Source organism: Entomohabitans teleogrylli, from assembly GCF_001484765.1.
GTDB classification, from domain to species: domain Bacteria; phylum Pseudomonadota; class Gammaproteobacteria; order Enterobacterales; family Enterobacteriaceae; genus Entomohabitans; species Entomohabitans teleogrylli.
Genome location: NZ_KQ947376.1, coordinates 145626 through 170566, shown reverse-complemented (window position 1 = coordinate 170566; position 24941 = coordinate 145626). Strand labels below are relative to the sequence as shown.

At 56.8% G+C, this 24941-nt stretch carries 21 protein-coding genes and 1 other RNA gene; 7 read left to right on the top strand and 15 right to left on the bottom strand.

Features of this window, described 5'->3' with window-relative positions:
* Positions 1–93: 93 nt before the first annotated feature.
* The 4 genes from tcuC to AQ981_RS00805 form a co-directional block, all read right to left on the bottom strand.
* Complete coding sequence (tcuC, locus tag AQ981_RS00820) at positions 94–1404, bottom strand: MFS transporter (RefSeq protein WP_058909856.1); 1311 nt, start codon at positions 1402–1404, stop codon at positions 94–96.
* A gap of 60 nt (positions 1405–1464) precedes the next feature.
* A complete protein-coding gene (gene tcuB, locus AQ981_RS00815) occupies positions 1465–2604 on the bottom strand; it encodes a tricarballylate utilization 4Fe-4S protein TcuB (protein WP_058909855.1) in 1140 nt (379 codons plus the stop codon).
* Positions 2591–3994 (bottom strand): FAD-dependent tricarballylate dehydrogenase TcuA, encoded by a 1404-nt coding sequence (gene tcuA / locus AQ981_RS00810; RefSeq protein ID WP_058909854.1) that lies wholly within the window; start codon positions 3992–3994, stop codon positions 2591–2593. Before tcuA ends, tcuB begins: the two co-directional genes overlap by 14 nt.
* Before the next feature lie 95 nt (positions 3995–4089).
* The gene (locus AQ981_RS00805; RefSeq protein WP_058909853.1) at positions 4090–5016 is read right to left on the bottom strand and encodes a LysR family transcriptional regulator; all 927 of its coding nucleotides are present in this window, start codon (positions 5014–5016) and stop codon (positions 4090–4092) included.
* A 367-nt stretch (positions 5017–5383) separates the two neighbouring features.
* On the opposite strand from AQ981_RS00805, the gene AQ981_RS00800 reads away from it, so the two are divergent.
* The 3 genes from AQ981_RS00800 (at position 5384) to lpp (ending at position 8204) form a co-directional block, all read left to right on the top strand.
* The gene (locus tag AQ981_RS00800; protein WP_058909852.1) at positions 5384–5587 is read left to right on the top strand and encodes a hypothetical protein; all 204 of its coding nucleotides are present in this window, start codon (positions 5384–5386) and stop codon (positions 5585–5587) included.
* A 657-nt stretch (positions 5588–6244) separates the two neighbouring features.
* Complete coding sequence (pykF, locus tag AQ981_RS00795; RefSeq protein ID WP_058909851.1) at positions 6245–7657, top strand: pyruvate kinase PykF; 1413 nt, start codon at positions 6245–6247, stop codon at positions 7655–7657.
* 310 nt (positions 7658–7967) lie between these two features.
* Entirely contained in the window at positions 7968–8204 is a 237-nt protein-coding gene (gene lpp / locus AQ981_RS00790; protein ID WP_002443218.1) for a murein lipoprotein Lpp, read from the top strand.
* A gap of 72 nt (positions 8205–8276) precedes the next feature.
* On the opposite strand, the gene ldtE is transcribed toward lpp, so the two are convergent.
* The 9 genes from ldtE to ydiJ all read right to left on the bottom strand — a co-directional run bounded on the left by ldtE (position 8277) and on the right by ydiJ (position 18741).
* Positions 8277–9305 (bottom strand): L,D-transpeptidase LdtE, encoded by a 1029-nt coding sequence (gene ldtE, locus AQ981_RS00785; protein ID WP_058909850.1) that lies wholly within the window; start codon positions 9303–9305, stop codon positions 8277–8279.
* A 104-nt stretch (positions 9306–9409) separates the two neighbouring features.
* Positions 9410–9832 (bottom strand): cysteine desulfuration protein SufE, encoded by a 423-nt coding sequence (gene sufE / locus AQ981_RS00780; protein ID WP_058909849.1) that lies wholly within the window; start codon positions 9830–9832, stop codon positions 9410–9412.
* Between the two features lie 14 nt (positions 9833–9846).
* Positions 9847–11067 (bottom strand): cysteine desulfurase SufS, encoded by a 1221-nt coding sequence (sufS, locus tag AQ981_RS00775; RefSeq protein ID WP_058909848.1) that lies wholly within the window; start codon positions 11065–11067, stop codon positions 9847–9849.
* On the bottom strand, positions 11064–12338 hold the full coding sequence (gene sufD, locus AQ981_RS00770; protein ID WP_058909847.1) for a Fe-S cluster assembly protein SufD: 1275 nt from the start codon (positions 12336–12338) through the stop codon (positions 11064–11066). Before sufD ends, sufS begins: the two co-directional genes overlap by 4 nt.
* Complete coding sequence (gene sufC / locus AQ981_RS00765; RefSeq protein WP_058909846.1) at positions 12313–13059, bottom strand: Fe-S cluster assembly ATPase SufC; 747 nt, start codon at positions 13057–13059, stop codon at positions 12313–12315. The genes sufD and sufC overlap by 26 nt, the downstream gene beginning before the upstream one ends.
* Positions 13060–13080: 21 nt before the next feature.
* Complete coding sequence (gene sufB, locus AQ981_RS00760) at positions 13081–14565, bottom strand: Fe-S cluster assembly protein SufB (RefSeq protein ID WP_058909845.1); 1485 nt, start codon at positions 14563–14565, stop codon at positions 13081–13083.
* An 8-nt stretch (positions 14566–14573) separates the two neighbouring features.
* Entirely contained in the window at positions 14574–14939 is a 366-nt protein-coding gene (sufA, locus tag AQ981_RS00755) for a Fe-S cluster assembly scaffold SufA (RefSeq protein WP_058909844.1), read from the bottom strand.
* A gap of 338 nt (positions 14940–15277) precedes the next feature.
* Positions 15278–15688: a 1,4-dihydroxy-2-naphthoyl-CoA hydrolase gene (menI, locus tag AQ981_RS00750; protein WP_058909843.1), complete on the bottom strand. Its 411-nt coding sequence runs from the start codon at positions 15686–15688 to the stop codon at positions 15278–15280.
* Complete coding sequence (ydiJ, locus tag AQ981_RS00745) at positions 15685–18741, bottom strand: D-2-hydroxyglutarate dehydrogenase YdiJ (RefSeq protein WP_058909842.1); 3057 nt, start codon at positions 18739–18741, stop codon at positions 15685–15687. Before ydiJ ends, menI begins: the two co-directional genes overlap by 4 nt.
* A 36-nt stretch (positions 18742–18777) precedes the next feature.
* Here ydiJ and AQ981_RS00740 point away from each other — a divergent pair, with 36 nt between their 5' ends.
* The 3 genes from AQ981_RS00740 (at position 18778) to rprA (ending at position 20461) form a co-directional block, all read left to right on the top strand.
* On the top strand, positions 18778–18975 hold the full coding sequence (locus AQ981_RS00740; RefSeq protein WP_058909841.1) for a hypothetical protein: 198 nt from the start codon (positions 18778–18780) through the stop codon (positions 18973–18975).
* 18 nt (positions 18976–18993) lie between these two features.
* Complete coding sequence (gene ydiK, locus AQ981_RS00735) at positions 18994–20121, top strand: AI-2E family transporter YdiK (protein WP_058909840.1); 1128 nt, start codon at positions 18994–18996, stop codon at positions 20119–20121.
* A gap of 231 nt (positions 20122–20352) precedes the next feature.
* An RNA gene (rprA, locus tag AQ981_RS25615) (antisense sRNA RprA) lies at positions 20353–20461 on the top strand.
* Here the strand turns inward: rprA and AQ981_RS00730 are convergent.
* The gene (locus AQ981_RS00730) at positions 20458–20994 is read right to left on the bottom strand and encodes a fibronectin type III-like domain-contianing protein (RefSeq protein WP_058909839.1); all 537 of its coding nucleotides are present in this window, start codon (positions 20992–20994) and stop codon (positions 20458–20460) included. The genes rprA and AQ981_RS00730 overlap by 4 nt on opposite strands.
* A gap of 402 nt (positions 20995–21396) precedes the next feature.
* The gene (ppsA, locus tag AQ981_RS00725; RefSeq protein ID WP_058909838.1) at positions 21397–23772 is read right to left on the bottom strand and encodes a phosphoenolpyruvate synthase; all 2376 of its coding nucleotides are present in this window, start codon (positions 23770–23772) and stop codon (positions 21397–21399) included.
* A 331-nt stretch (positions 23773–24103) separates the two neighbouring features.
* Here ppsA and ppsR point away from each other — a divergent pair, with 331 nt between their 5' ends.
* Complete coding sequence (gene ppsR, locus AQ981_RS00720) at positions 24104–24937, top strand: posphoenolpyruvate synthetase regulatory kinase/phosphorylase PpsR (RefSeq protein ID WP_058909837.1); 834 nt, start codon at positions 24104–24106, stop codon at positions 24935–24937.
* Positions 24938–24941: the final 4 nt, after the last annotated feature.

Genomic DNA, 24941 nt, shown 5'->3' with positions numbered 1-24941 from the left:
AAGTCAGACGCCGGTCGCGGGCGGCGCCTGTCGACGGAGAAAGGCCTCAAAAACGGGGCCTTTTCCCGTCAACCGCAATGGACCCAACAACGGTCAGACGCGCTGCCTGGCCGCTTCCGGCTGGTAGCCGCGCGCCAGGCGCAAAAACAGCATCGCCGAGGCCGCCAGACCGCAGAGCGCCGCGCACATCAGCCACCATGCCGGCGAGCTTTTACTCCCGGTCATTTGAACCAGCGCCGTGGAAATCACTGGCGTCAGGCCGCCAAAAATCGCCGTCGCCAGGCTAAAGGCCAGCGAAAATCCCACTGTACGCACATATTCCGGCATCACTTCCGTCAGCGCCGCCACCATTGCGCCGTTATACATGCCAAAGAAGAACGAAAACCACAGCAGCACCAGCGTCATGCGGGTAAAATCCGGCGCCGCCGTCAGCCACGACATCGCCGGCCAGGTCGTCAACAGCGCCAGTATGGTAATTCCCATCAACACCGCGCGCCGTCCGATACGATCGGAAATCGCGCCGCCGATCGGCAGCCAGATGAAGTTGGAAATCCCTACCAGCATGGTCACCATCAGGCTCTCCCTGGCGGTCAGGTTGAGTACCGTTCTGCCGTATGTCGGGGTATAGACGGTAATAAAATAAAATGTGGTGGTGGTCATCGCTACCAGCAGAGTGCCGGCGATGATAATCCGCCAGTTCTGCACCATGGTGGTAAAAATTTCCCGGGTATCAGGACGATGTTTACGTTGCAGAAAAGCTTCCGTTTCCTGCAGCGAACGGCGCAGCACAAAAATCAGCGGAACTATCATGCAGCCAATGAAAAACGGGATCCGCCAGCCCCACTGGGCTATCTGCTGATGACCGAGGGTAGCGTTCAGACCATAGCCAATCAGCGCCGCGACGACGATAGCTACCTGCTGGCTGGCGGACTGCCAGCTGGTATAAAAGCCTTTATGTCCCGGACGGGCGATTTCCGACAGGTATACCGAAACGCCCCCCAGCTCCACCCCGGCGGAAAAGCCCTGCAACAGGCGCCCGATCAGCACCAGCACCGGAGCGACAATGCCGATAGTTTCATAACCGGGCACCAGGGCTATCAATAAAGTGCCGCAGCCCATAATCGCCAGGGTCACCATCAGCCCTTTGCGGCGCCCTATTCTGTCAATGTAGGCGCCCAGCACAATGGCCCCTACCGGACGCATCAAAAATCCGGACCCGAACACCGCAAAGGTCAGCATCAGGGAGGCGAATTCACTACCGGCCGGGAAAAAGGTCTGCGCGATATAGGTGGCATAAAAACCGAACAGAAAAAAATCGAACTGTTCAAGGAAGTTACCGCTGGTCACGCGGAGAATAGCGCCGAAGGTACCGGCGCGGGGAGTTGCGGGTGAATGATGGTTCATAGGGTTGTCTCTCCACTACAGCACAATTGCTCGTATTAAACAGAGGGTTTTCCGGGTTTATCAGTCAGTGCCAACACCCGTGTTATTTCCGCGTCGTTTCTCAATAGCCCATTTGAGTAACGCCGCACTGCGGTAAAATCCGTGGGCAAATTTGCCGTAAGGCAGGGTCAGGAACAGCGCCATCACCACACCGAGATGCACAGCCAACAGCATCCCCATCAGTGAGGTATCGCGTCCTGCCAGTAGTGCGAGACCAGTGATACTGATAAGTAACAACAGAACAATAAAACCGCGATCCATGGTTTTCTGACGCGCGTCGCCATGCAGCGGATCGCGGCGCAGATTCAGCCACAGCAACCCCGCAGGCCCGATCACCAGGCCGATACCGCCCAGCGTGCCGAGTATCACCGGCAGGCTGAACAGCGGGTAAGGCGCCGGCATACCGCCAAAATAGTGATAGGCGGTAGCGACCACCGTCGCGGCAAAACACAACATAAAACCGTAAAAAGTGAAGTGGTGAAAACGGCGGCGCCGTAGGGTAAAAGCGTCGTTTTCGTCGTTACAACCTTTGCCATGGCCGCCGTCGAGATATTTCAGCGTCAGCGCGCTGTGTGAAGCATCGATAATCTCCTGCGACCCTGGCGCGCCGGGCGAGATTTCACGCCAGAAGCGCGCCACCCCGACCATCAGCGCCGCCACCCCGGCGACAAATACACTGCCGAACATCAGCGCCAGCAGGTTATGGGGGAAAATCTGGTAAAAATCGCCGGCCAGCGGCGGATGAATCAGGGTGCCTTTCAGCGCCATCGCCAACAGCAGGAACAGCGCGATCCCGAACCCTAACGACAGCGCCAGCGTTACGCCAGCGCGCTGGTAGAGGCCGCCGAATGCCGCCGGCCAGGCATACTGCTGGTAGGTTTCCGGCCTGACGCTAGCCATCGCCTGCGGCACGTTAATCGCGAATTCATGGGGCGGCGCGTACTGGCAGGCATGGAGACAGGCGCCGCAGTTGTGGCACAGGTTCGCCAGATAATTGATATCCGCTTTGGAAAAGTCCAGACGCTGGGTCATGGCCGGAAAAACCGCGCAAAACCCTTCGCAGTAACGGCAGGCGTTACACACCTGCATCACCCGTTCTACCTCCGCTTCCGACGCGGTGAGGATTTTGACATTAATCAGCGGGGCATCAGGCAGCTTCATGGCTTACCTCCCGTCCGGCGGCGCTGGCGGCTTCCCGGCCAGCAATACGCCCAAAAGTCGTGCCGATCGACATCCCGACGCCGGCGGTATAGCCTTTCCCCAGTACGTTGCCGGCCATCATTTCACCGGCAACGAATAAATTGCGGCTTGCCACGCCGCCAAAATGCACCGCCGCCCGCTCGTTCACTTTCAACCCCAGATAGGTGAAGGTGATACCTGGCCGCAGCGCATAGCCATAATACGGCGGCGTATCGATTGGTCGCGCCCAGTGGGTTTTCGGCGGCGAAATCCCCGCGGTGGCGCAGTCGTCAAGCCGCGTATGGTTGAACGTGCCTGGCTGGCAGGCCTGGTTATACTGCTCCACCGTCGCCACAAACTGTTGCGCATCCAGCCCCAGTTGAACGGCCAGCTCATGCAGGGTATTGGCCTGGCTGCCGGGAAATACCGGCGGCATAAAATGGCCTACGGCTTTGGCGTCAATGATCGAATAGCCAATTTGCCCCGGCTGCTGCGCCACCAGTCGGCCCCAGATGGCGTAACGCTTCGGCCAGAAATCCTCGCCTTCATCATAGAAACGCTGCGCATCGCGATTCACTACCACGCCCAGCGATACACAATCCACCCGGGTACAGATACCGCCGTCATACAGCGGCGCCCGGGCGTCGATGGCCACACAGTGCGACTGGGAAGGATCGCCGATGATGTCCGCCCCGGCCTCAATCATAAATTTCAGCAGAACGCCCTGATTGAAGCGGGTACCGCGAATCAGGAAATTATCTGCCGGCCACTCGCCGTCGGCGTTTTGCCCCCAGGCTTCGCGCAGCCACTCGCGATTCGACTCAAATCCTCCGGCCGCCAGTACACAGCTTTTGGCCTCGATACGCTCTTTATCGGTCAGCGCGGCGACAAACTGCCCGTCGCGCAGTTCCAGCGCCTGAACCGGCGCGTTATAGCGGATCTGAACGCCAAGCGCCTCGGCGCTGCGATAATAGGCGTTAACCAGCGCTTTGCCGCCGCCCATAAAAAAGGCATTCGTGCGCGCCACATGCAGAGCGCCAGACAACGGCGGCTGAAAATTGACGCCGTGGCGGCGCATCCAGTCGCGGCAGGTAGAGGAAGTGCGGATCACCAGGCGCGCCAGCGCCTCATTGGTGTTGCCGCCGGTAACCCGCCATAAATCCTGCCAGAACTCCTCTTCCGGATAGCTTTCTGTCAGCACATCCTGCGGCGCGTCGTGCATACAGCGCAAATTGCGGGTGTGCTGTGAATTACCTCCCCGCCACGCCCGGGGAGCGGCTTCCAGCAGCAGTACTGAAGCCCCCGCTTCTCTTGCCGTCAGCGCCGCGCACAGTGCCGCATTGCCCCCGCCAATTACCAGAACATCAACCATTGCAAACTCCGTAGCGTTTGTTTTGTTACTTGTTTGTAATGGAAATGTATATTTGTAAAACCCCTGCCCGCTATAGGGTCTGGCTTAACGGGGGTTTAGCTATTGTAAAGGGTGGCACCGGGCCAGTGCCCGAGCGCCACCTGACGCTGCATCACATCGCGCAACACTACCCGCGCCGCCAGACCGGCCGGGGAAAGTTCATCATCAGAAAGACTCACCAGAAAGTTCGGCCGGCTGAGTACCGGGTTATGGATATCCACCACCCGCAGTTGCGGATCGTTGAACCGCGATACCACCGCCCCGGGCTGCAGGGTCGCTCCAAGACCGCTGCGTACCGCGTCCATTAACAGCGCCAGCCCATCGATTTCCGCGACAATATTGAGCTGTAGCGCATGCTGCTGGCACAACGTGTCGAGCCGCGCCCGCAGTCCGTGGCCGGGGCTGGGCATCAGCAGAGGAATCGCCGCCAGCGCGTCCGGCTCCAGTGGGCCAAACGGCAGTCCACCCGGCATACGCCGGGTGCCGATCAAAAACAGCCGCTCTTCCAGCACCGGCTGCGCGCTCCAGCGCTGAATCAGATCCTGCTGAAAGACAATCGCCAGATCGAGTTGACGCGTGTTAATCATGCGCGCCAGATTACCCGACAGGCTCTCCACCACGTGCAGACGCACATCGGCATAACGCTCGCGCATCGCTTCGATAAACGCCACGCCAAGCACCGAAGCGGTACTTGGCGCCATCCCGACGCTGACATGGCCGGAAAGCCGCGCTTCGCGGGCGGCCAGCACCGCCGCATCGGCATAGCGCAGGGCCAGTTGCGCCTGGGAATAGAACGCCAGCCCGGCGTCGGTAGGCACAATACCGCGCGAGGTGCGCTGCATCAGGCGAATCGCCAGCTCATTCTCCAGACGGCCAATCTGTTGGCTGAGGGCCGATACCCCCACGTTGAGATCTACCGCGGCGCGCCCCATGCTGCCGGTTTCCACGATTCGAACAAAATAGCGTAATTGCCGCAGTTCCATACCTGCTCCTTGGGTGTCTGCAGTCAGGCAATACGCTCATGTTCACATCAACGCAACATTTTTGCTAAAAATCGTGATCATGGTAATAATTTAACCGCCCAGGGAAGTCGCCGTCGCCAGGGTAAGCGCCGTTTGGCGATGACCTGCCGGTGGGAAAAATATTCACCACGCGAATAAAACCACCTTTCTTTGCCGGTAGACCCCTAATTGAGAGCGCAGACTGGCGCAAAGCCGACCCGGATCACAGTATTGGCTATCGGTAGCGCCGAAAATCTAAGTCAGGCACGTAATGTAAAGCCAGTTCCCTCCCGTGGATAAATACTCATTCCATTAGCATATGGCCTTACAATTCAAAGGAGTGTGCACCATGAAGACAGTCCCACCACAGCAACGTAGTGAAAAAAACGATATGGACTTCCTTGCCCGCAGTTTCGTGATGATGGAACGATCCGGGCGCGGTATCCTGGAAGAAGCGATCACCGGGAACATGACTTCTCCACAACAGCAACGTTTTGCTGAACGCGTGGCATACTGGCGCCAGCATCTCACTCTGCCGGAAGAAGCGGTTTAATTTCCCCTCACCCGATAGTCCACGCCGGTCCCGGCCGGCTGAAACACCCCTCTGACGAACGCTGCCCGGCTGATTTCCGGGAGCTCATCCCCCTGCCGCTGAATACCGCGCTGACTCAGGCCATCAGGCACCGTAAAGCAGGAATGAAAGCGCTCTCATATTAGCGCGTAATGGTTTTATTACATTCTGTAAAAATAGTTTTACGAAAGCGCGCAATCGCTGATCCGTTGCGCAACAATGCACAGCCTTGCTTAGTTCGCTATCTTCTCAATAGCCTGAAAATAGCCACATATCGGACTAAAAACCGCTGTTTTTTAGTGAATTTTCACATTACCGATACAATTTGTTGTTATTTTGCATAGATTTATTTTGAAACGCTGTTTTTATTTTATTTCCCTGATACTTTTGACATATAATGCACCCCTGACTCAACTTGAATGGTTTCAGCACATTGGACTGCCTCTTTCGACATCCCGATTCCGCATCCTTTCCAGCGGCTGAGCCTCGAGTACACATAATTCGGCAGGCATCCTATCTGTCGCCTATCCTTAGGCAAGCGGCCTGGCGCACTCAGAACCCTGATTTACGCTCCGGAGGTACACCTTACCGCCGGAGTATGCGTATACCTATCCTCCTCAACTTAAGATCATTACTGTCATGAAAAAGACCAAAATTGTTTGTACTATCGGCCCGAAAACCGAATCCGAAGAGATGTTAACCAAAATGCTCGACGCCGGCATGAACGTGATGCGTCTGAACTTCTCTCACGGCGACTACGAAGAACATGGTCAACGTATCAAAAACTTGCGCAACGTGGTGGCGAAGAGCGGCAAACAGGCGGCTATCCTGCTGGATACCAAAGGTCCGGAAATTCGCACCATTAAGCTGGAAGGCGGTAATGACGTCTCCCTGAAAGCGGGCCAGACGTTCACTTTCACCACTGACAAATCGGTGGTCGGTAACAGTGAAATGGTGGCGGTCACCTATGAAGGCTTTACTCAGGATCTGAGCGTCGGCAATACCGTTCTGGTGGATGATGGCCTGATCGGTATGGAAGTCACGGCCATCGAAGGCAACAAAGTTATCTGTAAAGTGCTCAACAACGGCGACCTGGGCGAAAACAAAGGCGTTAACCTGCCGGGCGTTTCCATCGCGCTGCCGGCGCTGGCGGAAAAAGACAAGCAGGACCTGATTTTTGGCTGCCAGCAGGGCGTGGACTTTGTCGCCGCCTCCTTTATCCGTAAGCGTTCCGATGTCGTGGAAATCCGCGAACACCTGAAAACCCACGGCGGTGAAAATATCCAGATCATCTCGAAAATCGAAAACCAGGAAGGCCTGAACAATTTCGACGAAATTCTCGATGCGTCGGACGGTATCATGGTTGCCCGCGGCGATCTGGGGGTAGAGATCCCGGTGGAAGAAGTTATCTTCGCCCAGAAGATGATGATCGAAAAATGTATCCGCGCCCGTAAAGTGGTAATCACCGCCACCCAGATGCTCGACTCCATGATCAAAAACCCGCGTCCGACCCGCGCTGAAGCCGGCGATGTGGCTAACGCCATCCTCGACGGCACGGATGCCGTGATGCTGTCCGGCGAATCCGCCAAAGGTAAATATCCGCTGGAAGCGGTCACCATTATGGCCACTATCTGCCAGCGTACCGACCGCGTAATGACCAGCCGTCTGGAATACAATAATGACAGCCGCAAGCTGCGCATTACTGAAGCCGTGTGCCGCGGCGCGGTGGAAACCGCCGAGAAACTGGAAGCCCCGCTGATTGTGGTCGCCACCCAGGGCGGTAAATCCGCCAAATCTATCCGTAAGTACTTCCCGGACGCGACCATTCTGGCCCTGACCACCAATGAAGTTACCGCCCGCCAGTTAGTGCTGAGCAAAGGCGTAGTGCCGCAGGTAGTGAAAGAGATAGTCTCTACCGATGATTTCTACCGTCTGGGCAAAGAGCTGGCGTTGCAGAGCGGCCTGGCGCAGAAAGGCGATATCGTGGTAATGGTATCCGGCGCGCTGGTGCCGAGCGGCACCACCAATACCGCCTCTGTACACGTTCTGTAAGAAATTTGTGAAAAAGTGCGGTACCAGAAAAAGCGCCTCGCGGGGCGCTTTTTTATTTTACCGTTAGTCGGAATTAATAAAAAAGCAAATCGGCTTTTGCTATTTAAGCGCCGCTACAAGCAAGATGAATCCGATGAGAGAATCCTGTTTTAACACGTTTTTTTTAGCATTTTGAGGTAAGTCGCTGGTTCTTTGAGCGAACGATCAAATTTAAGCGTATTCCCATCAAAAAAATATTCTCAACATAAAAAAGTTTGTGTAATACTTGTAACGCTACATGGAGATTAACTCAATCTAGAGGGTATTAATAATGAATCGTACTAAACTGGTACTGGGCGCGGTAATCCTGGGTTCTACTCTGCTGGCTGGTTGCTCCAGCAACGCTAAAATCGATCAGCTGTCCTCTGACGTTCAGACTCTGAACGCTAAAGTTGACCAGCTGAGCAACGACGTGAACGCAATGCGTTCTGACGTTCAGGCTGCTAAAGACGACGCAGCTCGCGCTAACCAGCGTCTGGACAACATGGCTACTAAATACCGCAAGTAATAGTACCGTGTTTAAGATGGCGCACACCGTGCGCCATTTTTTTTGCCCTGATTTTCCCCCGCTATCCCCTGGTCACTGCGACAGCATGCGCTCTGCGCCTTCAGGATTGGTCAGCGTTGTCTGCTGCGACGCAATCCCCGCGCTCTGTAACACCGGTTGCGCAGGCCCCGGCGCCACCGCCCCGGCACTCACCTCGACCGGATAACCCGCCCGTCGGGTAAGCGCTTCGTCCACCCGCGCAGCATTGCTCGCCGGACTGTCAATAAAACGCCCCAGCGCCTGGCTGATAGCTATCGGCACCGTCTGCGGGTTTTCATAGTCATTACGCGACAGCGGCTGATGTACCTCAATATAGCGCCGCCCGTCAGGCTCCACGGCATACTTCACCGGCTCATTGATAATTTGTACCCGGGTACCCCAGGCGACCTGGCTGAACAGAGCTTTGATATCCGCGGCGCGCATCCGCATACAGCCCGAACTGACGCGCAGACCAATGCTGTCCCGCGCGTTGGTACCGTGAATCAAATATTCGCCGCCCCCCTGCTCCAGGCGCAACGCATAACGCCCCAGCGGGTTGTTCGGCCCGGCGGGGACCACCGCAGGCAGTTTTATCCCCTGAGCCAGCGAGCGGGCGCGGATATTGGCGGTCGGCGTCCATGTTGGATTGGGGATTTTCTGGATGATACGCGTCACCATTACCGGCGTTTCGCGCCCCAGTTGCCCGATACCCAGCGGATATACTTCGACGCGGTTTTGCCCGGGGGGATAGTAATACAGGCGCAGCTCGGCAAGGTTAATCACGATCCCTTCGCGCGGGGTATCCGGCAGCAACATCTGTTCCGGTATCGTTAACTGGCTGCCCGGTCGGGGTAAAAAAGGATCAACAGTATTATTGGCTTCCAGTAACAGTAAAATACCGGTATTAAATTTCGCGGCAATATATTCGAGATTTTTACCGTCGTCAGGCACCGTATATATTTGGTTTTCACCAATTAAACGACTACCCGGTGGCGGTAACAGGTAATCGACAGCCTGCGCCGACGGCGCAGCGGCCAGAACGCACAGCAGACTGGCGGATATTAAAGACAGCGCGCGTTTCATACTTAATTCCTGTATTCACCGGCGGGGAGCCGGAAAGCTGAAAGACCCGCGAGGTAAAACATTACCCCGCATGACAGGATGAAAGCTGTAAATAAAACTGCTAATTAAGTATAGGCAAATTCAGCGGCTCTGGCGCGGATCGCGCGGATCATCGCCTCCAGCCCCTGGGTGCGCGAAGGGGTAAGATGTTGCGCCAGAGACATTTTTTCAAACCACGGCCGTACGTCGAACGCCGCAATATCCTGCGCCGTCATCTGGTGATAAAGAATAAATACCACCGCAATCAGCCCTTTGACAATGGCGGCATCGCTGTCGCCCTGTAAATGAATAACACCGTCATCGCCGCGCGACAGCGTTATCCATACCTGGCTCTGGCAGCCCTGAATGATATTCTGCGGATTATGCGCCTGGGCGCAGAGCGGCGGCAGGCGCTGGCCTAGTTCAATGATATACAGATACTTCTCTTCCCAGTTGGCGCAGCGGCTGAAATTCTTCAACAATTTATCTCTATCCGGCAACCCGGCCATATTATGCCTCCCTGTTAACCCAGTAAGCGGTGAATACGCTGAAGCCCGGCCACCAGCCGATCGACTTCCTGTTGCGTATTGTACATCGCCAGCGAGGCGCGACACATGGCCGGTACGCCGTAGAACGCCATCAGCGGCATCGCGCAGTGGTGGCCGGTACGCACCGCGATACCGTAGTTGTCGAGAAAGCTGCCGACATCATAGGCATGATGTTTGCCAAGATTGAACGCAATCACTCCGCGACGCCGGGCCGGGCCGTAAAGCGCCAGATCCGGTACTTCGCGCAACGCCTGCAGCGCGTAATGCATCAGCGCTGATTCATATTCGCCGATATTATCCAGCCCAAGATGCGTCACATACTCCAGCGCGGCGCCAAACCCGATAATCGCGCCGGTATCCGGGGTGCCGGCTTCAAAACGCCACGGCGCTGCGGCATAAGTGGTCCCTTGCGTCAGGCTGACAGTGGCGATCATCGACCCGCCCCCCTGCCATGGCGGCATCTGCTGTAAAATGTCATGGCGGGCATACAGCACGCCGATGCCGGTCGGCCCGTACAGCTTGTGGCCGGAAAAAACGTAAAAATCGCACCCCAGCGCCTGCACATCCACCGCATGGTGCATGACCGCCTGGGCGCCATCCACCAGTACCTTTGCCCCCGCCCGGTGAGCGGCGTCGATCAATGTCGGCAGCGGGTTTTCGGTGCCGAGAACGTTGGATACCTGAGCGATCGCCAGCAGGCGGGTGCGTTCATCCAGCAGTTGGTGAAACGCCTCCAGTTGCAGCGTGCCGTCCTGATTCAACGGAATCACCCGCAGTTGCGCGCCGCTACGCTGGCACAGCATCTGCCACGGCACGATATTGGCGTGGTGTTCCATTTCGCTGATGATGATATTATCGCCGGCGCGCAGTTGATCGTTACCCCAGCTGTTAGCCACCAGATTGATGCCCTCAGTGGTGCCGCGTACAAACACAATCTCCTCGGCCCGCGCCGCATTGAGAAAGCGCGCCGCGCTGGCCCGCACTGCCTCCATACGCGCCGTCGCTTCGGCGCTCAGGGTATGAATCCCGCGATGCACCGCCGCATACCCTTCACGGTAAAAACGCGCTTCGGCATCGATCACCGCTTCCGGTTTCTGGGCGCTGGCGGCGCTGTCAAGATAGGCCAGCGGCTGGCCGTTAACCTCACGACTGAGAACAGGAAAATCCGCCCGTACCTGCTGCACAGGAAAACTCATGCTTTACCCTCCGCGAAACGTTCGCCAATCCGCGCCATCACCCGCTGACGCAGCGCCTCATCGCCGATGCTTTCGGTCAGTTCAGCGGCGAAGGCGTAAAGAATCATCTGCCGGGCCGCCGCTTCGCCGATCCCCCGGGAGCGCAGATAGAACATCTGTTCATCGTCGATGCGCCCCACCGTCGCGCCATGGCTACATTTCACGTCATCGGCGTAGATTTCCAGTTGCGGCTTGGTATCGACTTCCGCCAGACGCCCAAGCAGCAAATTATTGTTGGTCATCTGTCCGTCGGTCTTGATGGCGTGCGGCGCCACTTTGATAAGCCCGTTGAATACCACCCGTCCGCGATCGCGGACGATGGTTTTATGCAACTGACGGCTGTTGCAGTAGCCCTGATTATGTTCCAGCCAGGTACGGGTATCGCACACTTCATTATTCACCGGCAGCGCCAGACTGTTAACCCGCAGCGTGGCGTTTTCCCCGTCGAGCCGGGTACTGGTGTTGTGGCGCAGTACCGCGGCGCCGAGCAGAAAACTGCTGCTCAGCGCGGTACAATCCTCAGCCAGCAGCAAATCGTTATGAGCGAAGTGGTAGCTGGCGGCGTTTTCGAACGCCAGTTTATAGTGCTGCAACTGGCTGTTGGCCGCCAGGCTGGCGGTGAAGCGCGCGCCGGTAAAATGGCTGGCGCTGTCGGCGCTGACATAGTGCTCAATCACCATCGCCGAGGCGCCTTCTTCCAGCGCCAGGTGGTGGCGATAATGCGCGGTATTCATCTCTCCCTGGCGGCTGCCGCTGCTGATGTGCATCAGTATCAGCGGCCGCGCCGGCACACAGCGCCGCGCCACGCGAATATGGGTTACCGTTGCCGCCAGGCTCTCCGTCAGGTGCAAAAAGACCTCCGGCTGTACCGCCGCCGGCAGCGACTGGCGCTGATTGTCCACCTGCACCGCGTAGCCGCTATCCCGGGTATCATCGCTGAGATCCGCGTTGAACAAACCGTCGACGAATACCAGCCGCACAGCGTCGATCGGCAACGTCAGCGCGTCGCGGGCATCGCTGGCAATCTCTGTCCCCGACGGCAGCACAAACTGATGATTCAGTAGCCCGTCGAGGGGGGTGTATTTCCAGTTTTCATGCTTGCGCCCCGGCAGCCCAAGACGCAGCATCTGCTGCAGGTGCTCCTGAGCCTCCCGGGAGCGCTGACCGCCCCGGGATTCAAACAGGCGGTGCCACTGCTGCAGCGCATTACTGTTGTTCAGTAAGCCAGCCATAACCCTGCTCCTCCAGCTGTTTCACCAGGCTAAAGTCCCCGGATTTGACGATTCTTCCCTGGTACAGAACATGGACCACGTCCGGTTTGATGTAGTCGAGAATACGCTGATAGTGGGTAACGATAATGAACGAGCGCTGACCATCGCGCAGCGAGTTTACCCCGTCAGAGACAATTTTCAGCGCGTCGATATCCAGCCCGGAATCCGACTCATCAAGAATGCACAACTGCGGCTCCAGCACCGCCATCTGCAAAATGTCGTTTCGCTTCTTCTCGCCGCCGGAAAAGCCGACATTTACCGAGCGGGTCAGCAAATCTTCCGGCATTTTCAGCAGGCGGATTTTCTCTTCCATCAGATCCTGAAAATCGAAGCGGTCCAGCGCTTCCTGGCCGCGATAGTCGCGCACCGCGTTCAGGGCGGTTTGCAGGAAGAACTGATTGCTGACCCCGGGAATTTCCACCGGATACTGAAACGCCATAAAGATCCCTTCGCCGGCCCGCTCTTCCGGTGACAGCTCCAGCAGATCTTTGCCGCGGAACTGTACGCTGCCGCCGGTCACTTGATACTCTTCGCGTCCGGCCAGGGTGGCGGACAAGGTGCTTTTTCCGGAACCGTTTGGCCCCATAATGGCGTGTACTTCACCGGGGCGAACGTCAAGGTTCACGCCACGCAGAATGTCATTACCTTCAACGCTTACCTGTAAATCTTTGATACTTAACATAGTCATTCCTTACCAGGCTTATCAGCCAACGCTGTGTTCCAGGCTAATAGCCAGTAATTTTTGCGCTTCCACCGCAAACTCGAGCGGCAATTCGGAGAACACATCCTTACAAAAGCCATTGACGATCATCGAAATGGCGTCATCTTCGCTAATACCGCGCTGCAGGCAGTAAAACAGTTGATCCTCGCCGATACGCGAGGTGGTCGCCTCATGTTCCAGTTGAGCGCTGTTATTCCGGCATTCCACATACGGGAATGTGTGGGCGCCGCAATCCGGACCAATCAGCATCGAATCGCATTGGGTGTAGTTACGGGCGTTAGTGGCGGTGGGCATGATCTTGACCAGACCGCGGTAGCTGTTCTGGCTGTGTCCGGCGGAAATCCCCTTCGAGATAATGGTCGAACGGGTGTTTTTACCGATATGGATCATTTTGGTGCCGGTATCCGCCTGCTGATGGCCACTGGTCAGCGCCACCGAGAAAAACTCGCCAATGGAATTATCACCGCGCAGAATACAGCTCGGGTATTTCCAGGTGATCGCCGAACCCGTTTCCGACTGGGTCCAGGACATTTTACTGTTGTCCCCTTCGCACAGCGCTCGCTTGGTGACGAAGTTGAGGATCCCGCCGCTGTTGTTATCCCCCGGGAACCAGTTCTGTACCGTGGAGTATTTCACCTCGGCGTCGCGATGGATGATCACTTCCACCACCGCGGCATGGAGTTGATAGCTGTCGCGCACCGGCGCCGAACAACCCTCAATATAGCTGACGTAGCTACCTTCATCCGCCACCAGAATGGTGCGTTCAAACTGGCCGGTTTTTTCGGCATTGATACGGAAATAGGTGGACAGCTCCATCGGGCAGCGCACCCCTTTCGGCACATAGATAAATGTCCCGTCAGACGCCACCGCGGCATTCAGCGCCGCAAAGAAATTGTCGTTGGCCGGCACCACGCTGCCGAGGTATTTTTTCACCAGCTCCGGATATTCCTGAATCGCCTCGCCGAACGAGCAGAAAATGATCCCCTGCTCCGCCAGACGTTCCCGATAGGTAGTGGCCACCGATACAGAATCGAATATCGCATCCACCGCCACCTCTTTGCCTTCGCGCACCGGCACCCCGAGCTGTTCGAAGGCGTTTTCCACCTCGCTGGTCAGGAAAGCATTGCTACCGGTTTGCTGCACCGCGCCGGGCTGGGATGCGCAGTTATCGTCGCAGTTGCCGCAGGAAGGCGCCGAATAGTAGCTGTAATCCTGATAGTTCAGCTTATCGTAGTGCGCCTTCAGCCAGTGGGGCTCTTCCATCTCCAGCCAGGCGCGATAAGCGCTGAGGCGGAATTCCAGCATCCACTCCGGCTCATTACGCCGGGCGGAGATCGCGCGCACCACCTCTTCGCTGATGCCCTTTGCCAGCTCGTCGGTCTGTAGCCGGGTGAAAAAGCCCTCTTTGTAATTCAGGCTCCCGGTCCAGGTTTTTACATCGTCAGTGGTTTCTGTATTACGAGACATAGCACCGCCTAAACCCCAAAACTTTCGCCGCAGCCACATTCGTGGCGCGCTTTCGGGTTATTGAATTTAAAGATCTGGTTTAATCCTTCGCGGACATAATCCACTTCCGTTCCATCGATAAACGGCATGGCCTGCAAAGGTACCCACAGGCGCGCGCCCTGTGATTCAAACAATAGGTCGTCTGACGCCGCTTCCGTCACGCTATCCAGCACGTAGCCAAAACCGGCGCAACCGGTCTGTTTGATGCCCAGCCGTACGCCGAGCAGACCGGGCTGCCTGGCGACCAGTTCGCGGATATGCGCCGCCGCCGCTGGCGTCAGGGTTACCCCCTGCCAGGCCACCACATCATGCGGATTAAAGGTTTCTGCCTGCATATTGAACTTCCTCCCCTGGCGATGTCCGGGCCATTAAAGGCCAATAACAGTATGTTAGTGATAATAATTCTCACTTCAACCTCTGTCCGGTAAGGGTATTGGTGATAAGGAACGCTTTTATTAAGGATAGACCTTCCCGGCAGCCCCTGCGGGTCGCCCGTACTTTTTCTAATATGCTGAATTTAAAACTCTATTTGCGTGATGGGCAAAAGCGCGCCGCGAAAACAAAAGATGCATAGGCAATGCCTATTTATGAAACAGGAAACCTCGAAGCTGACTCAGGGGATTAAACGACAACGGGGGAATAATATTCCCCCGTCCGGTGTGGTAGTGAAGTTTTAAATAACCGACGTTGTCAGGCGCGATGTACAGCATAGCCGCTGCCGATCATCATAGATGTCAATCTGCCACACCTGATGACGACGCCCGGTATGCAGCGCCCGGCACACGCCTCTGACCAGTCCCTCGCGCACCGATCGCAGATGGTTAGCGTTAACCTCCACGCCCACCACCTTTTGCTCGCCCTCAGTACACAGGTAGCCCGCCACCGATCCCAGCGTTTCCGCCAGCACCACCGAGGCGCCGCCGTGCAACAGACCAAACGGCTGCTGCGTACGACCATCGACAGGCATGGTCGCCTCCAGAGCGTTATCATCAAGACGCACGAAGCGGATACCCACGTGCTCCACCATATTACCGGCGCCCATTGCATTGAGCGCCTCCAGGGTCACTGCCCGGCGCCAGATCATCCGAGGATCTCCAGCAGCGCCTGCAGGGGATGGCGCACGCCGTTGCCTTCAATACGCTTCACCTGGCTGCGGCAGGAGTAGCCGGTGGCCAGGCAGCGGTTGCGCGGCAGCGTTTGCAGCGCCTGATGCCAGGAGAGCTCATAGATGCCCAGCGAATTGTCGAGGTTTTTCACCTCATGGCCGTAAGTCCCCGCCATCCCGCAGCAACCGACACTGACATTTTCCAGCGTCGCGCCCAGCCGGGCGAAGATATCCTTCCACTGCGCCACCGCCGCCGGCAGCGCGGTGGTTTCGGTACAGTGGCCGAACAGATACCAGGCTTCGCCGCCGGCCGCCTGCGCCGCGCGCTGCGCCAGCGCGCCGGGCAACCACTCGTGGACCAGTTGTACGTGGAACTCGCCGCGCTCATCCCCCAGCGTCTGTTTATATTCATCGCGATAGCACAATACCAGCGCCGGATCGACTCCGACCATCGGCATACCGAGCCGGGCGATACGGTTAAGGAAATCCGACGTTTTGCGGGCGGTACGGGCAAAGCGGGTTAAGAATCCTTTAATATGCTGCGCCTTACCGTTCGGTGAGAACGGCAGCAGCACGGGTCGATAGCCGAGCTTATCCACCAGCCGCACAAAGTCCGCCACCACCTGGGCATCGTAATAGCTGGTAAACGGATCCTGGACCACCAGCACCGTTTTCGCCTGTTCATCAGCCGTGAGTTTTTCCAGATCTTCCAGCGTGGTATGGGCCGTCGCGTGACCCACCAGTTGTTGCTGCAAAGAAGGCACCGACAGGAGCGGTAAATCCACCATGCCGATATGTTTTGCCGACAGCTTTTTCACCAGCGGCTGACTGAGGAAGAAGTTAAAAGTCTTCGGCGCCCGGGCCATCAGCGGCGCATAACTTTCCACGCTCGCTACCAGATGATCGCGCACCGGGCGCAGGTAGCGGGTATGGTAAAGTTGCAGGAAGCGCGAACGAAACTCCGGCACGTCGATCTTGATCGGGCACTGGGTGGAGCAGGCCTTGCACGCCAGGCAGCCAGACATCGCTTCTTTGACCTCATGCGAGAAGTCATATTCGCCTTTACGGGCATGCCAGCTGTTGCGAGTGCGTTCCACCAGCGTCTTCAGGCTGGCGCGCCGCTCCGGCAGGGCTTCTTCCAGCTTCAGCGGATCGACGCCGCGATCGGCCAGCAGGCGCAGCCATTCGCGCACCAGCGTCGCCCGTCCTTTCGGCGAATGAATGCGGTTTTGGCTGATCTTCATCGACGGGCACATCGGGCTTTTCACGTCGAAGTTAAAGCACAGGCCGTTGCCATTACACTCCATGGCGCCGCGCCAGGCGCCGCGCACCGCAATCGGGATCTGGCGATCGAAGGTGCCGCGCTTTTCCGCATCCACTTTCATCATCGGCGCATCGCGACCCGCCGGTGGGCAAATCTTGCCCGGGTTAAGGCGGTTATCCGGGTCGAAGGCCGCTTTCACCAGCCGTAGTTCGTGATACAGCGTTTCGCCAAAGAATGCCGGGCTGTATTCAGCGCGGAATCCCTTACCGTGTTCCCCCCACAGCAGACCGCCATATTTCGCGGTCAGCGCCACCACCTCATCGGAGATCTGCTTCATCAGCACTTCCTGGTGGGGATCGCACATATCCAGCGCCGGACGCACATGCAGCACGCCGGCGTCCACATGGCCGAACATGCCATAGCTCAGCCCGTGACCGTCGAGCAGCGCGCGGAATTCGGCGATGTAATCCGCCAGGTGAGCGGGCGGCACGCAGGTGTCTTCGGCAAAAGGAATTGGTTTGGCCTGGCCTTTGGCATTGCCGAGCAGCCCCACCGCCTTTTTGCGCATTGCATAGATACGCTCAACCCCCGCCAGATCGCGGCACACCTGCCAGCCGATCACCCCTGCCGCCCCCTGCGCTATCAGCGCATCAAGCCGCTGGCACAGGGCGTCGACCTGGCCGTCAATAAAGGCTTCATCGTCGCCGGCGAACTCGACAATGTTGAGTCCCAGCATCTCTTTGCCCGGCACATCGGTAATCAGTTCGCTGACCGAATGCCAGACGATATCTTCCCGGGCAAGGTTCAACACTTTGGAGTCCACGGTCTCCACCGACAGTGCCCGGGCCTCCACCATAAAGGCGGCATTACGCAGCGCCGAGTCGAACGAGTCATATTTGACGTTGACCAGACGGCGCACTTTCGGCAGCCGGGTAATATCCAGCTTCGCTTCGGTAATAAACGCCAGCGTCCCCTCCGAACCGGTGAGAATACGGGTCAAATCGAACTGCGACAGATCGTCGTTAAATACGTGACGCAAGTCATAACCGGTCAGGAAGCGGTTAAGTTTTGGGAATTTATCAATAATTAACTGGCGCTGGCTGCGGCAGCGTTCCAGCACGGTGCGATAGATTCGCCCGGTCGCGCTGTCGTCTTTACCGATCTCCTCAGCCAGCGGCGTCGGCATCGCGCGGGTATCGAGAATATCGCCCCCCAACAGGACCGCACGCACCCCGAGAACGTGATCGGAGGTTTTACCGTAGACCAGCGACCCCTGCCCTGAGGCATCGGTATTGATCATCCCGCCGAGAGTCGCCCGGTTACTGGTCGACAGCTCCGGCGCAAAGAAATAGCCATAGGGTTTGAGAAACTGATTCAACTGGTCCTTGATCACCCCGGCTTCGACCCGCACCCAGCCCTGCTCCGGGTTAATCTCGATAATCCGGTTCATATACCGCGACATATCGACAATGACGCCCTGGTTAAGCGCCTGGCCGTTGGTGCCGGTGCCGCCGCCGCGCGGTGTGAAGGTAATCGGGGTGAAACGCGGTTCGGCAGCCAGGCGGGCAATCAGCGAAACATCCGCCGTTGAACGCGGAAAGATCACCGCGTCCGGCAGCAACTGGTAGATGCTGTTGTCGGTCGCCATGGTCAGCCTGGCGGCGTAATCGGTGGCGGTATCGCCGGTAAAACCCTGTTGCTCCAGTGTTTGTAAAAAATCGAGCACCAGTTGCACAAGCCCTGGCGCCTGAGAAATTTGTGGGATCATCAGCAATTGACCCTGTCAGTCAAAGGAATACATGTTGTGTTTTATCGTTTGCGTAGCGCACTCAAGGTTGTATCACATTTTTCCAGGGGGCGCGCTATTCTCTTTAACCCGCCAACCGCTTTATATGATTATCCTGAAATCTTTTCTCCAGCGCTGCGCCAGTGGCGCACTACCGATAAAATTCACTACAATCAGTTCCGTGGCTTATTGGCTTCCCGCGCTGCGGCGCTTTAGATAAGGTAATCGAGGTTTATGACCGAACTCCGTCAGCCCGTGGACGTTCCACGTATTTTGCTGTCCGTACTGTTTCTCGCCCTGATGATCGTCGCCTGTTTCTGGGTGGTGCAGCCATTTATCCTGGGATTTGCCTGGGCCGGCACAGTGGTTATCGCCACCTGGCCGCTGCTGCTGCGTCTACAGCGCGCCCTGTGGGGACGGCGTTCGCTGGCCGTACTGGTGATGACATTCCTGCTGATCCTGCTGTTCATCATCCCGATTGCCATGCTGGTTAACAGCCTGGTGGAGAACAGCGCGCCGCTGATCAAGTGGGTGACTTCCGGCAATATGACGCCGCCGACTTTCGAATGGCTGCACAGCGTTCCACTGGTCGGCGACAAGCTTTACAGTAGCTGGAATAGCATGGTCAACAGCGGCGGTAGCGCGCTGATGGCCAAAGTGCGCCCCTATGTCGGCACCACCACCAGTTGGTTTGTCGGCCAGGTCGCTCACGTCGGCAGTTTTGTGGTGCACTGTGGTCTGATGCTACTATTCAGCGCCCTGCTGTACTGGCGCGGCGAAAGCGTTGCCCGGGGGTTCCGCCACTTTGCCTACCGTCTGGCCGGCGTGCGCGGCGACGCGGCGATTATTCTGGCGGCGCAGGCCATCCGCGCGGTGGCGCTGGGCGTGGTGGTAACGGCGCTGGTACAGGGGATCCTCGGCGGTATTGGCCTGGCTGTCTCTGGTATTCCTTATGCTACGCTGCTCACCGTGGTTATGATCTTCTGCTGCCTGGTACAGATTGGCCCGCTACCGGTGCTGGTGCCGGCCATCATCTGGCTGTACTGGAGCGGGGATACCACATGGGGCACGGTACTGCTGGTATGGAGTTGCGTGGTCGGGACGCTCGACAACGTTATCCGCCCGGTATTGATTCGTATGGGCGCCGACCTGCCAATGGTGCTGATCCTCTCCGGGGTTATCGGGGGATTAATCGCTTTCGGGATGATTGGTCTGTTTATCGGCCCGGTACTGCTGGCCGTCTCTTACAGGCTTTACGCGGTATGGGTGAATGAAACCCCGATGCCTGAGGAAGACCCCAGCGCAGTGGTGGAGATCCTCGAAGACGCCGAGCCGAGCACCACCACTACTACTGAGCAGTGATGCGATTTTAAAAGACCGGCCCGTATAGAGATTGCGGGCCGGTTTTTTTATGGCGTAAAAACCGGGCGAAAAAATAACTAAGACAGATCTAACGGCTATATTCACCATTCAGCAGTTTATCCCACCAAATAATTTCAGGGCCGATGAAATATCGACAGATTGGCTATTAGCAGTTAACTATTGAGACGAATCCGATCGACGCAACGTAATGAGGTGCCTAGTATTAATCCCATCGTTATAAATCAATGCATTGATTTATAAGCCAGGATATCTCCTGAGATGAAACAACGAATTGCTGTGTGTAGTCTTTGCCCATCTCCCGTGATGGGCTTTTTTTTATCTCCGGGTTTCCTGCCACACCTCACATAAACTGACGCAGCGCCCCGGCGTATCAAGGATCCGGTCCGGCCCCTCAAGAGTGACCTCTCCGCTACTGCGAATGTCCATCCCCGACGTGCCGACACGAAACTCCAGCGTCGAGGAACGTACCCACCGCCGGCCGTCATCGCCTGTCACGCTCAGCATATCAACCGGAATGCGGAAAGTCAGACGCGCCTTCTCCCCGGCCTCCAGCTCCACGGGCTGGAAGCCTTTCAGCGCATGTACCAGCCGCCCCGGCTGCGCGGTCTTATCGCACACATACAGACGCACAATTTCATTAACCTTACAGGTCTGGCGATTGACCACCTCCAGCGTGACGATCACCTCTCCACTACAATTTTTCACCCGCTTACTGGCAAACGCCAGCGGGCCATAATCAAAGCCGCTTTTTACCGCATCCCGCTGCAGGTGCTGTAAAAAATGATATAACGCAGAATTAAACGTCGTCGAAAAACGCGGCGTCTGGCGAGAAGGTTCACTGGACATGGTCATTATCACCCACCTTTAGAAATTACAGGCCTGGTATCCGGTCGCGTAGTGCGCCACCGTTAATGACCGTCAGTATTGGAAAGGCGGTTACCGGGAACAATAGCCAAACTTGCCAATTTCCCGGTTCATTTTATTTTTTTAGCCTTGCCATGACCTGGGGCAAATTCATTTAAATTGCGACAATGTACTACATTATTATTAACACGCTATCGATAGCTGAAACTTTTCAGCGGTATGCTGTCGCGAGAAAATATCTCGCAGGAATGAAATTTCTGACCCACTTGCAACAACAATCATCTGCTCATCACAGGGGCCCTGGATTTGACAGCAAAACGCCCTGCAGAGTTTTGCTCTCCAGGGCGTTATCCGTAACAGCCAGTGCGCGCCGCGCGCGACGCGAATAGCTTATTGTTGTTCAGCCAGACTCAGCCAGGTCTGCACCACGGTATCCGGGTTCAGGGACAGGCTGTCGATGCCTTCTTCCATCAGCCAGGCGGCAAAGTCTTCGTGGTCCGACGGACCCTGTCCGCAAATACCCACGTATTTCCCCTGCTTTTTAGCCGCGCGAATCGCCATCGCCAGCAGCGCTTTCACCGCCGCGTTACGCTCATCGAACAGCTCGGAGACCACACCGGAGTCGCGATCCAGCCCCAGCGTTAGCTGGGTCATATCGTTGGAGCCGATAGAGAAGCCATCAAAGTACTCCAGGAACTGTTCCGCCAACAGCGCATTGGAAGGAATCTCACACATCATGATGACTTTCAGCCCATTCTCACCGCGCTTCAGCCCCTGACGCGCCAGCTCGTCCACCACCGCTTTCGCCTGTTCGACAGTGCGCACAAAGGGGATCATGATCTCAACGTTGGTCAGCCCCATCTCATTGCGCACCCGCTTCACAGCGTCGCACTCCAGCGCAAAACAGTCGCGGAAACTATCCGAGACATAACGTCCGGCGCCGCGGAAACCAAGCATCGGGTTTTCTTCCTCCGGCTCGTAGCGCTCGCCGCCCACCAGATTGGCGTATTCGTTAGATTTGAAGTCAGAGAGGCGCACAATCACCCGCTTCGGCCAGAACGCGGCCCCCAGAGTGGCGATCCCTTCCGACAGCCGACCGACATAGAACGCTTTCGGCGAGTCATAGCCTTTCATCATCTCGCGAATTTCATTCTGCAGCGCCGGCTCCTGCTGGTCGAACTCCAGCAGCGCGCGCGGATGCACGCCGATCATGCGGTTGATAATAAACTCAAGACGCGCCAGACCGACCCCTTCATTGGGCAGACAGGCAAAATCAAAAGCGCGATCCGGGTTGCCGACGTTCATCATGATTTTCAGCGGCAGGTCCGGCATGGTGTCGACGCTGGAGCTTTTGACGCTGAAATCCAGCAGCTCGGCGTACACGTAGCCGGTGTCGCCTTCCGCGCAGGAGACCGTCACCTGCTGGCCCTCGCTCATACGCTCGGTGGCGTCGCCGCAGCCGACCACCGCCGGGATCCCCAGCTCGCGGGCAATAATCGCCGCGTGACAGGTTCGCCCGCCGCGGTTGGTGACAATCGCCGCCGCTTTCTTCATGATTGGCTCCCAGTCCGGGTCGGTCATATCGGTGACCAGTACGTCACCCGGCTCAATACGGTTCATCTCGCCGATGTCGTGGATCACTTTCACCGGGCCGGCGCCGATGCGGTGCCCGATAGCGCGCCCTTCGGCGATGATTTTACCCTGGGCATGCAGCGTGTAACGCTCCATCACCTGGCCACGGGAGCGCACCGTCTCAGGACGCGCCTGGACGATGTACAGCTTGCCGGTATGGCCATCTTTGGCCCACTCGATATCCATCGGGCGACCATAATGTTTTTCAATCTGCACCGCCTGCTTCGCCAGCTCCTGGACCTCAGCGTCGCTGAGGCAGAAACGATCGCGGTCGGCCTGCGGGACATCTTCAATCCGCACCTGTTTACCGTGTTCCTGCGTGTTGGCATACACCATGCGGATTTTTTTGGAACCCATGGTACGGCGCACCACCGCTGGCCGGCCGGCTTCCAGCGTCGGTTTATGGACATAGAATTCGTCCGGGTTGACCGCCCCTTGTACCACCATCTCTCCCAGCCCCCAGGCGCCGGTGATAAACACCACCTGGTCGAAGCCGGATTCGGTATCGATAGAGAACATCACCCCGGCGGCGCCGACATCGGAGCGCACCATGCGCTGGATACCGGCGGACAGCGCCACGCCGCGATGGTCATAGCCCTGATGCACCCGGTAAGAGATTGCGCGATCGTTAAACAGCGAAGCGAAGACGTGCTTCACCGCCACCATCACCGCATCGATACCCTGCACATTAAGGAAAGTTTCCTGCTGGCCGGCAAACGAGGCATCCGGCATATCTTCCGCGGTGGCGGAGGAGCGTACCGCAAACGAGGCGTCGGCATCGTCGGCGGAAAGTAATTGATAAGCCTCACGGATCGCCTCTTCCAGCGCGGGCTGGAACGGTGTGTCGATGATCCACTGGCGGATTTGCGCCCCGGCTTTCGCCAGTTCAGACACATCATCTATGTTGGTTTTATCCAGCAATTCATAAATACGCTGGTTTACACCACTCTGGTCAAGAAACTGGTCAAACGCCCCGGCGGTAGTGGCAAAGCCGTTCGGCACGGAAACACCCATCCCGGAAAGATTGGTAATCATCTCTCCCAGGGAGGCATTTTTGCCGCCAACCTTCTCCACATCATTCATACCGAGTTGGTTGTACCAAAGCACCAGCGGTGACGAGCCATTATTGGACATCGAAACAATCCTTTTGTGATATATGAATGGGTACCAAAACAGCAGACTACATATTTAGCCTGGCATAATTCAGGCGCCGGGGAAAACGGTGAATCGTTCAAGCAAATTAAAATTAGTCACTTTTCCGACTCGCTATTTTTTCAATTAACTAATTGATTAACCACACAAATAGTAAAGAGAAAAAAATGTTACACGCTCTCATTGAAGTGAAATACCCTTTTCATAAAAAATAAAAACGTTATTTCATTTACAAAAATCACAACAAAAAGAGACGTCGCTCAGACTTTTATTTTATGCTTGAACTCACCTTTCAGCCATTCAGGATCGACTAATGGATAATAATGTTGACCGCCATGTATTCTATATTTCCGACGGAACGGCAATCACCGCCGAAGTGCTGGGCCACGCGGTGATGTCGCAGTTTCCGGTGAGCGTGAACAGCGTCACGCTGCCGTTTGTGGAAAACGAAAACCGCGCCCGGGCGGTAAAAGAACAGATCGACGCTATCTACCAGCAAACCGGCGTGCGGCCGCTGGTGTTTTACTCGATCATCATGCCGGAAATTCGCGCCATTATTCTTAACAGCGAAGGGTTCTGCCAGGATATCGTTCAGGCGCTGGTGGCGCCGCTGCAGCAGGAGCTGAAGCTCGATCCGCTGCCGGTCGCCCATCGCACCCACGGGCTGAACCCGGCGAACATCAACAAATACGACGCGCGTATTGCGGCGATCGATTACACCCTCGCCCATGACGACGGCATCTCAATGCGCAATCTCGATCAGGCGCAGGTGATTCTGCTGGGGGTGTCGCGCTGCGGTAAAACCCCGACCAGCCTGTATCTGGCGATGCAGTTCGGTATTCGCGCCGCCAACTACCCCTTTATCGCCGACGATATGGATAACCTACAATTGCCGGCGGTGCTCAAACCGCTGCAGCACAAGCTGTTTGGCCTCACCATCAACCCGGAGCGGCTGGCTGCTATCCGCGAAGAGCGCCGGGAAAATAGCCGCTATGCCTCGATGCGCCAGTGCCGGATGGAAGTGGCGGAGGTAGAAGCGCTGTACCGCAAAAACCAGATTCGCTACATCAACAGTACCAACTATTCCGTCGAAGAGATCGCCACCAAAATTCTCGATATTATGGGTCTGAACCGGCGCATGTACTGATAAA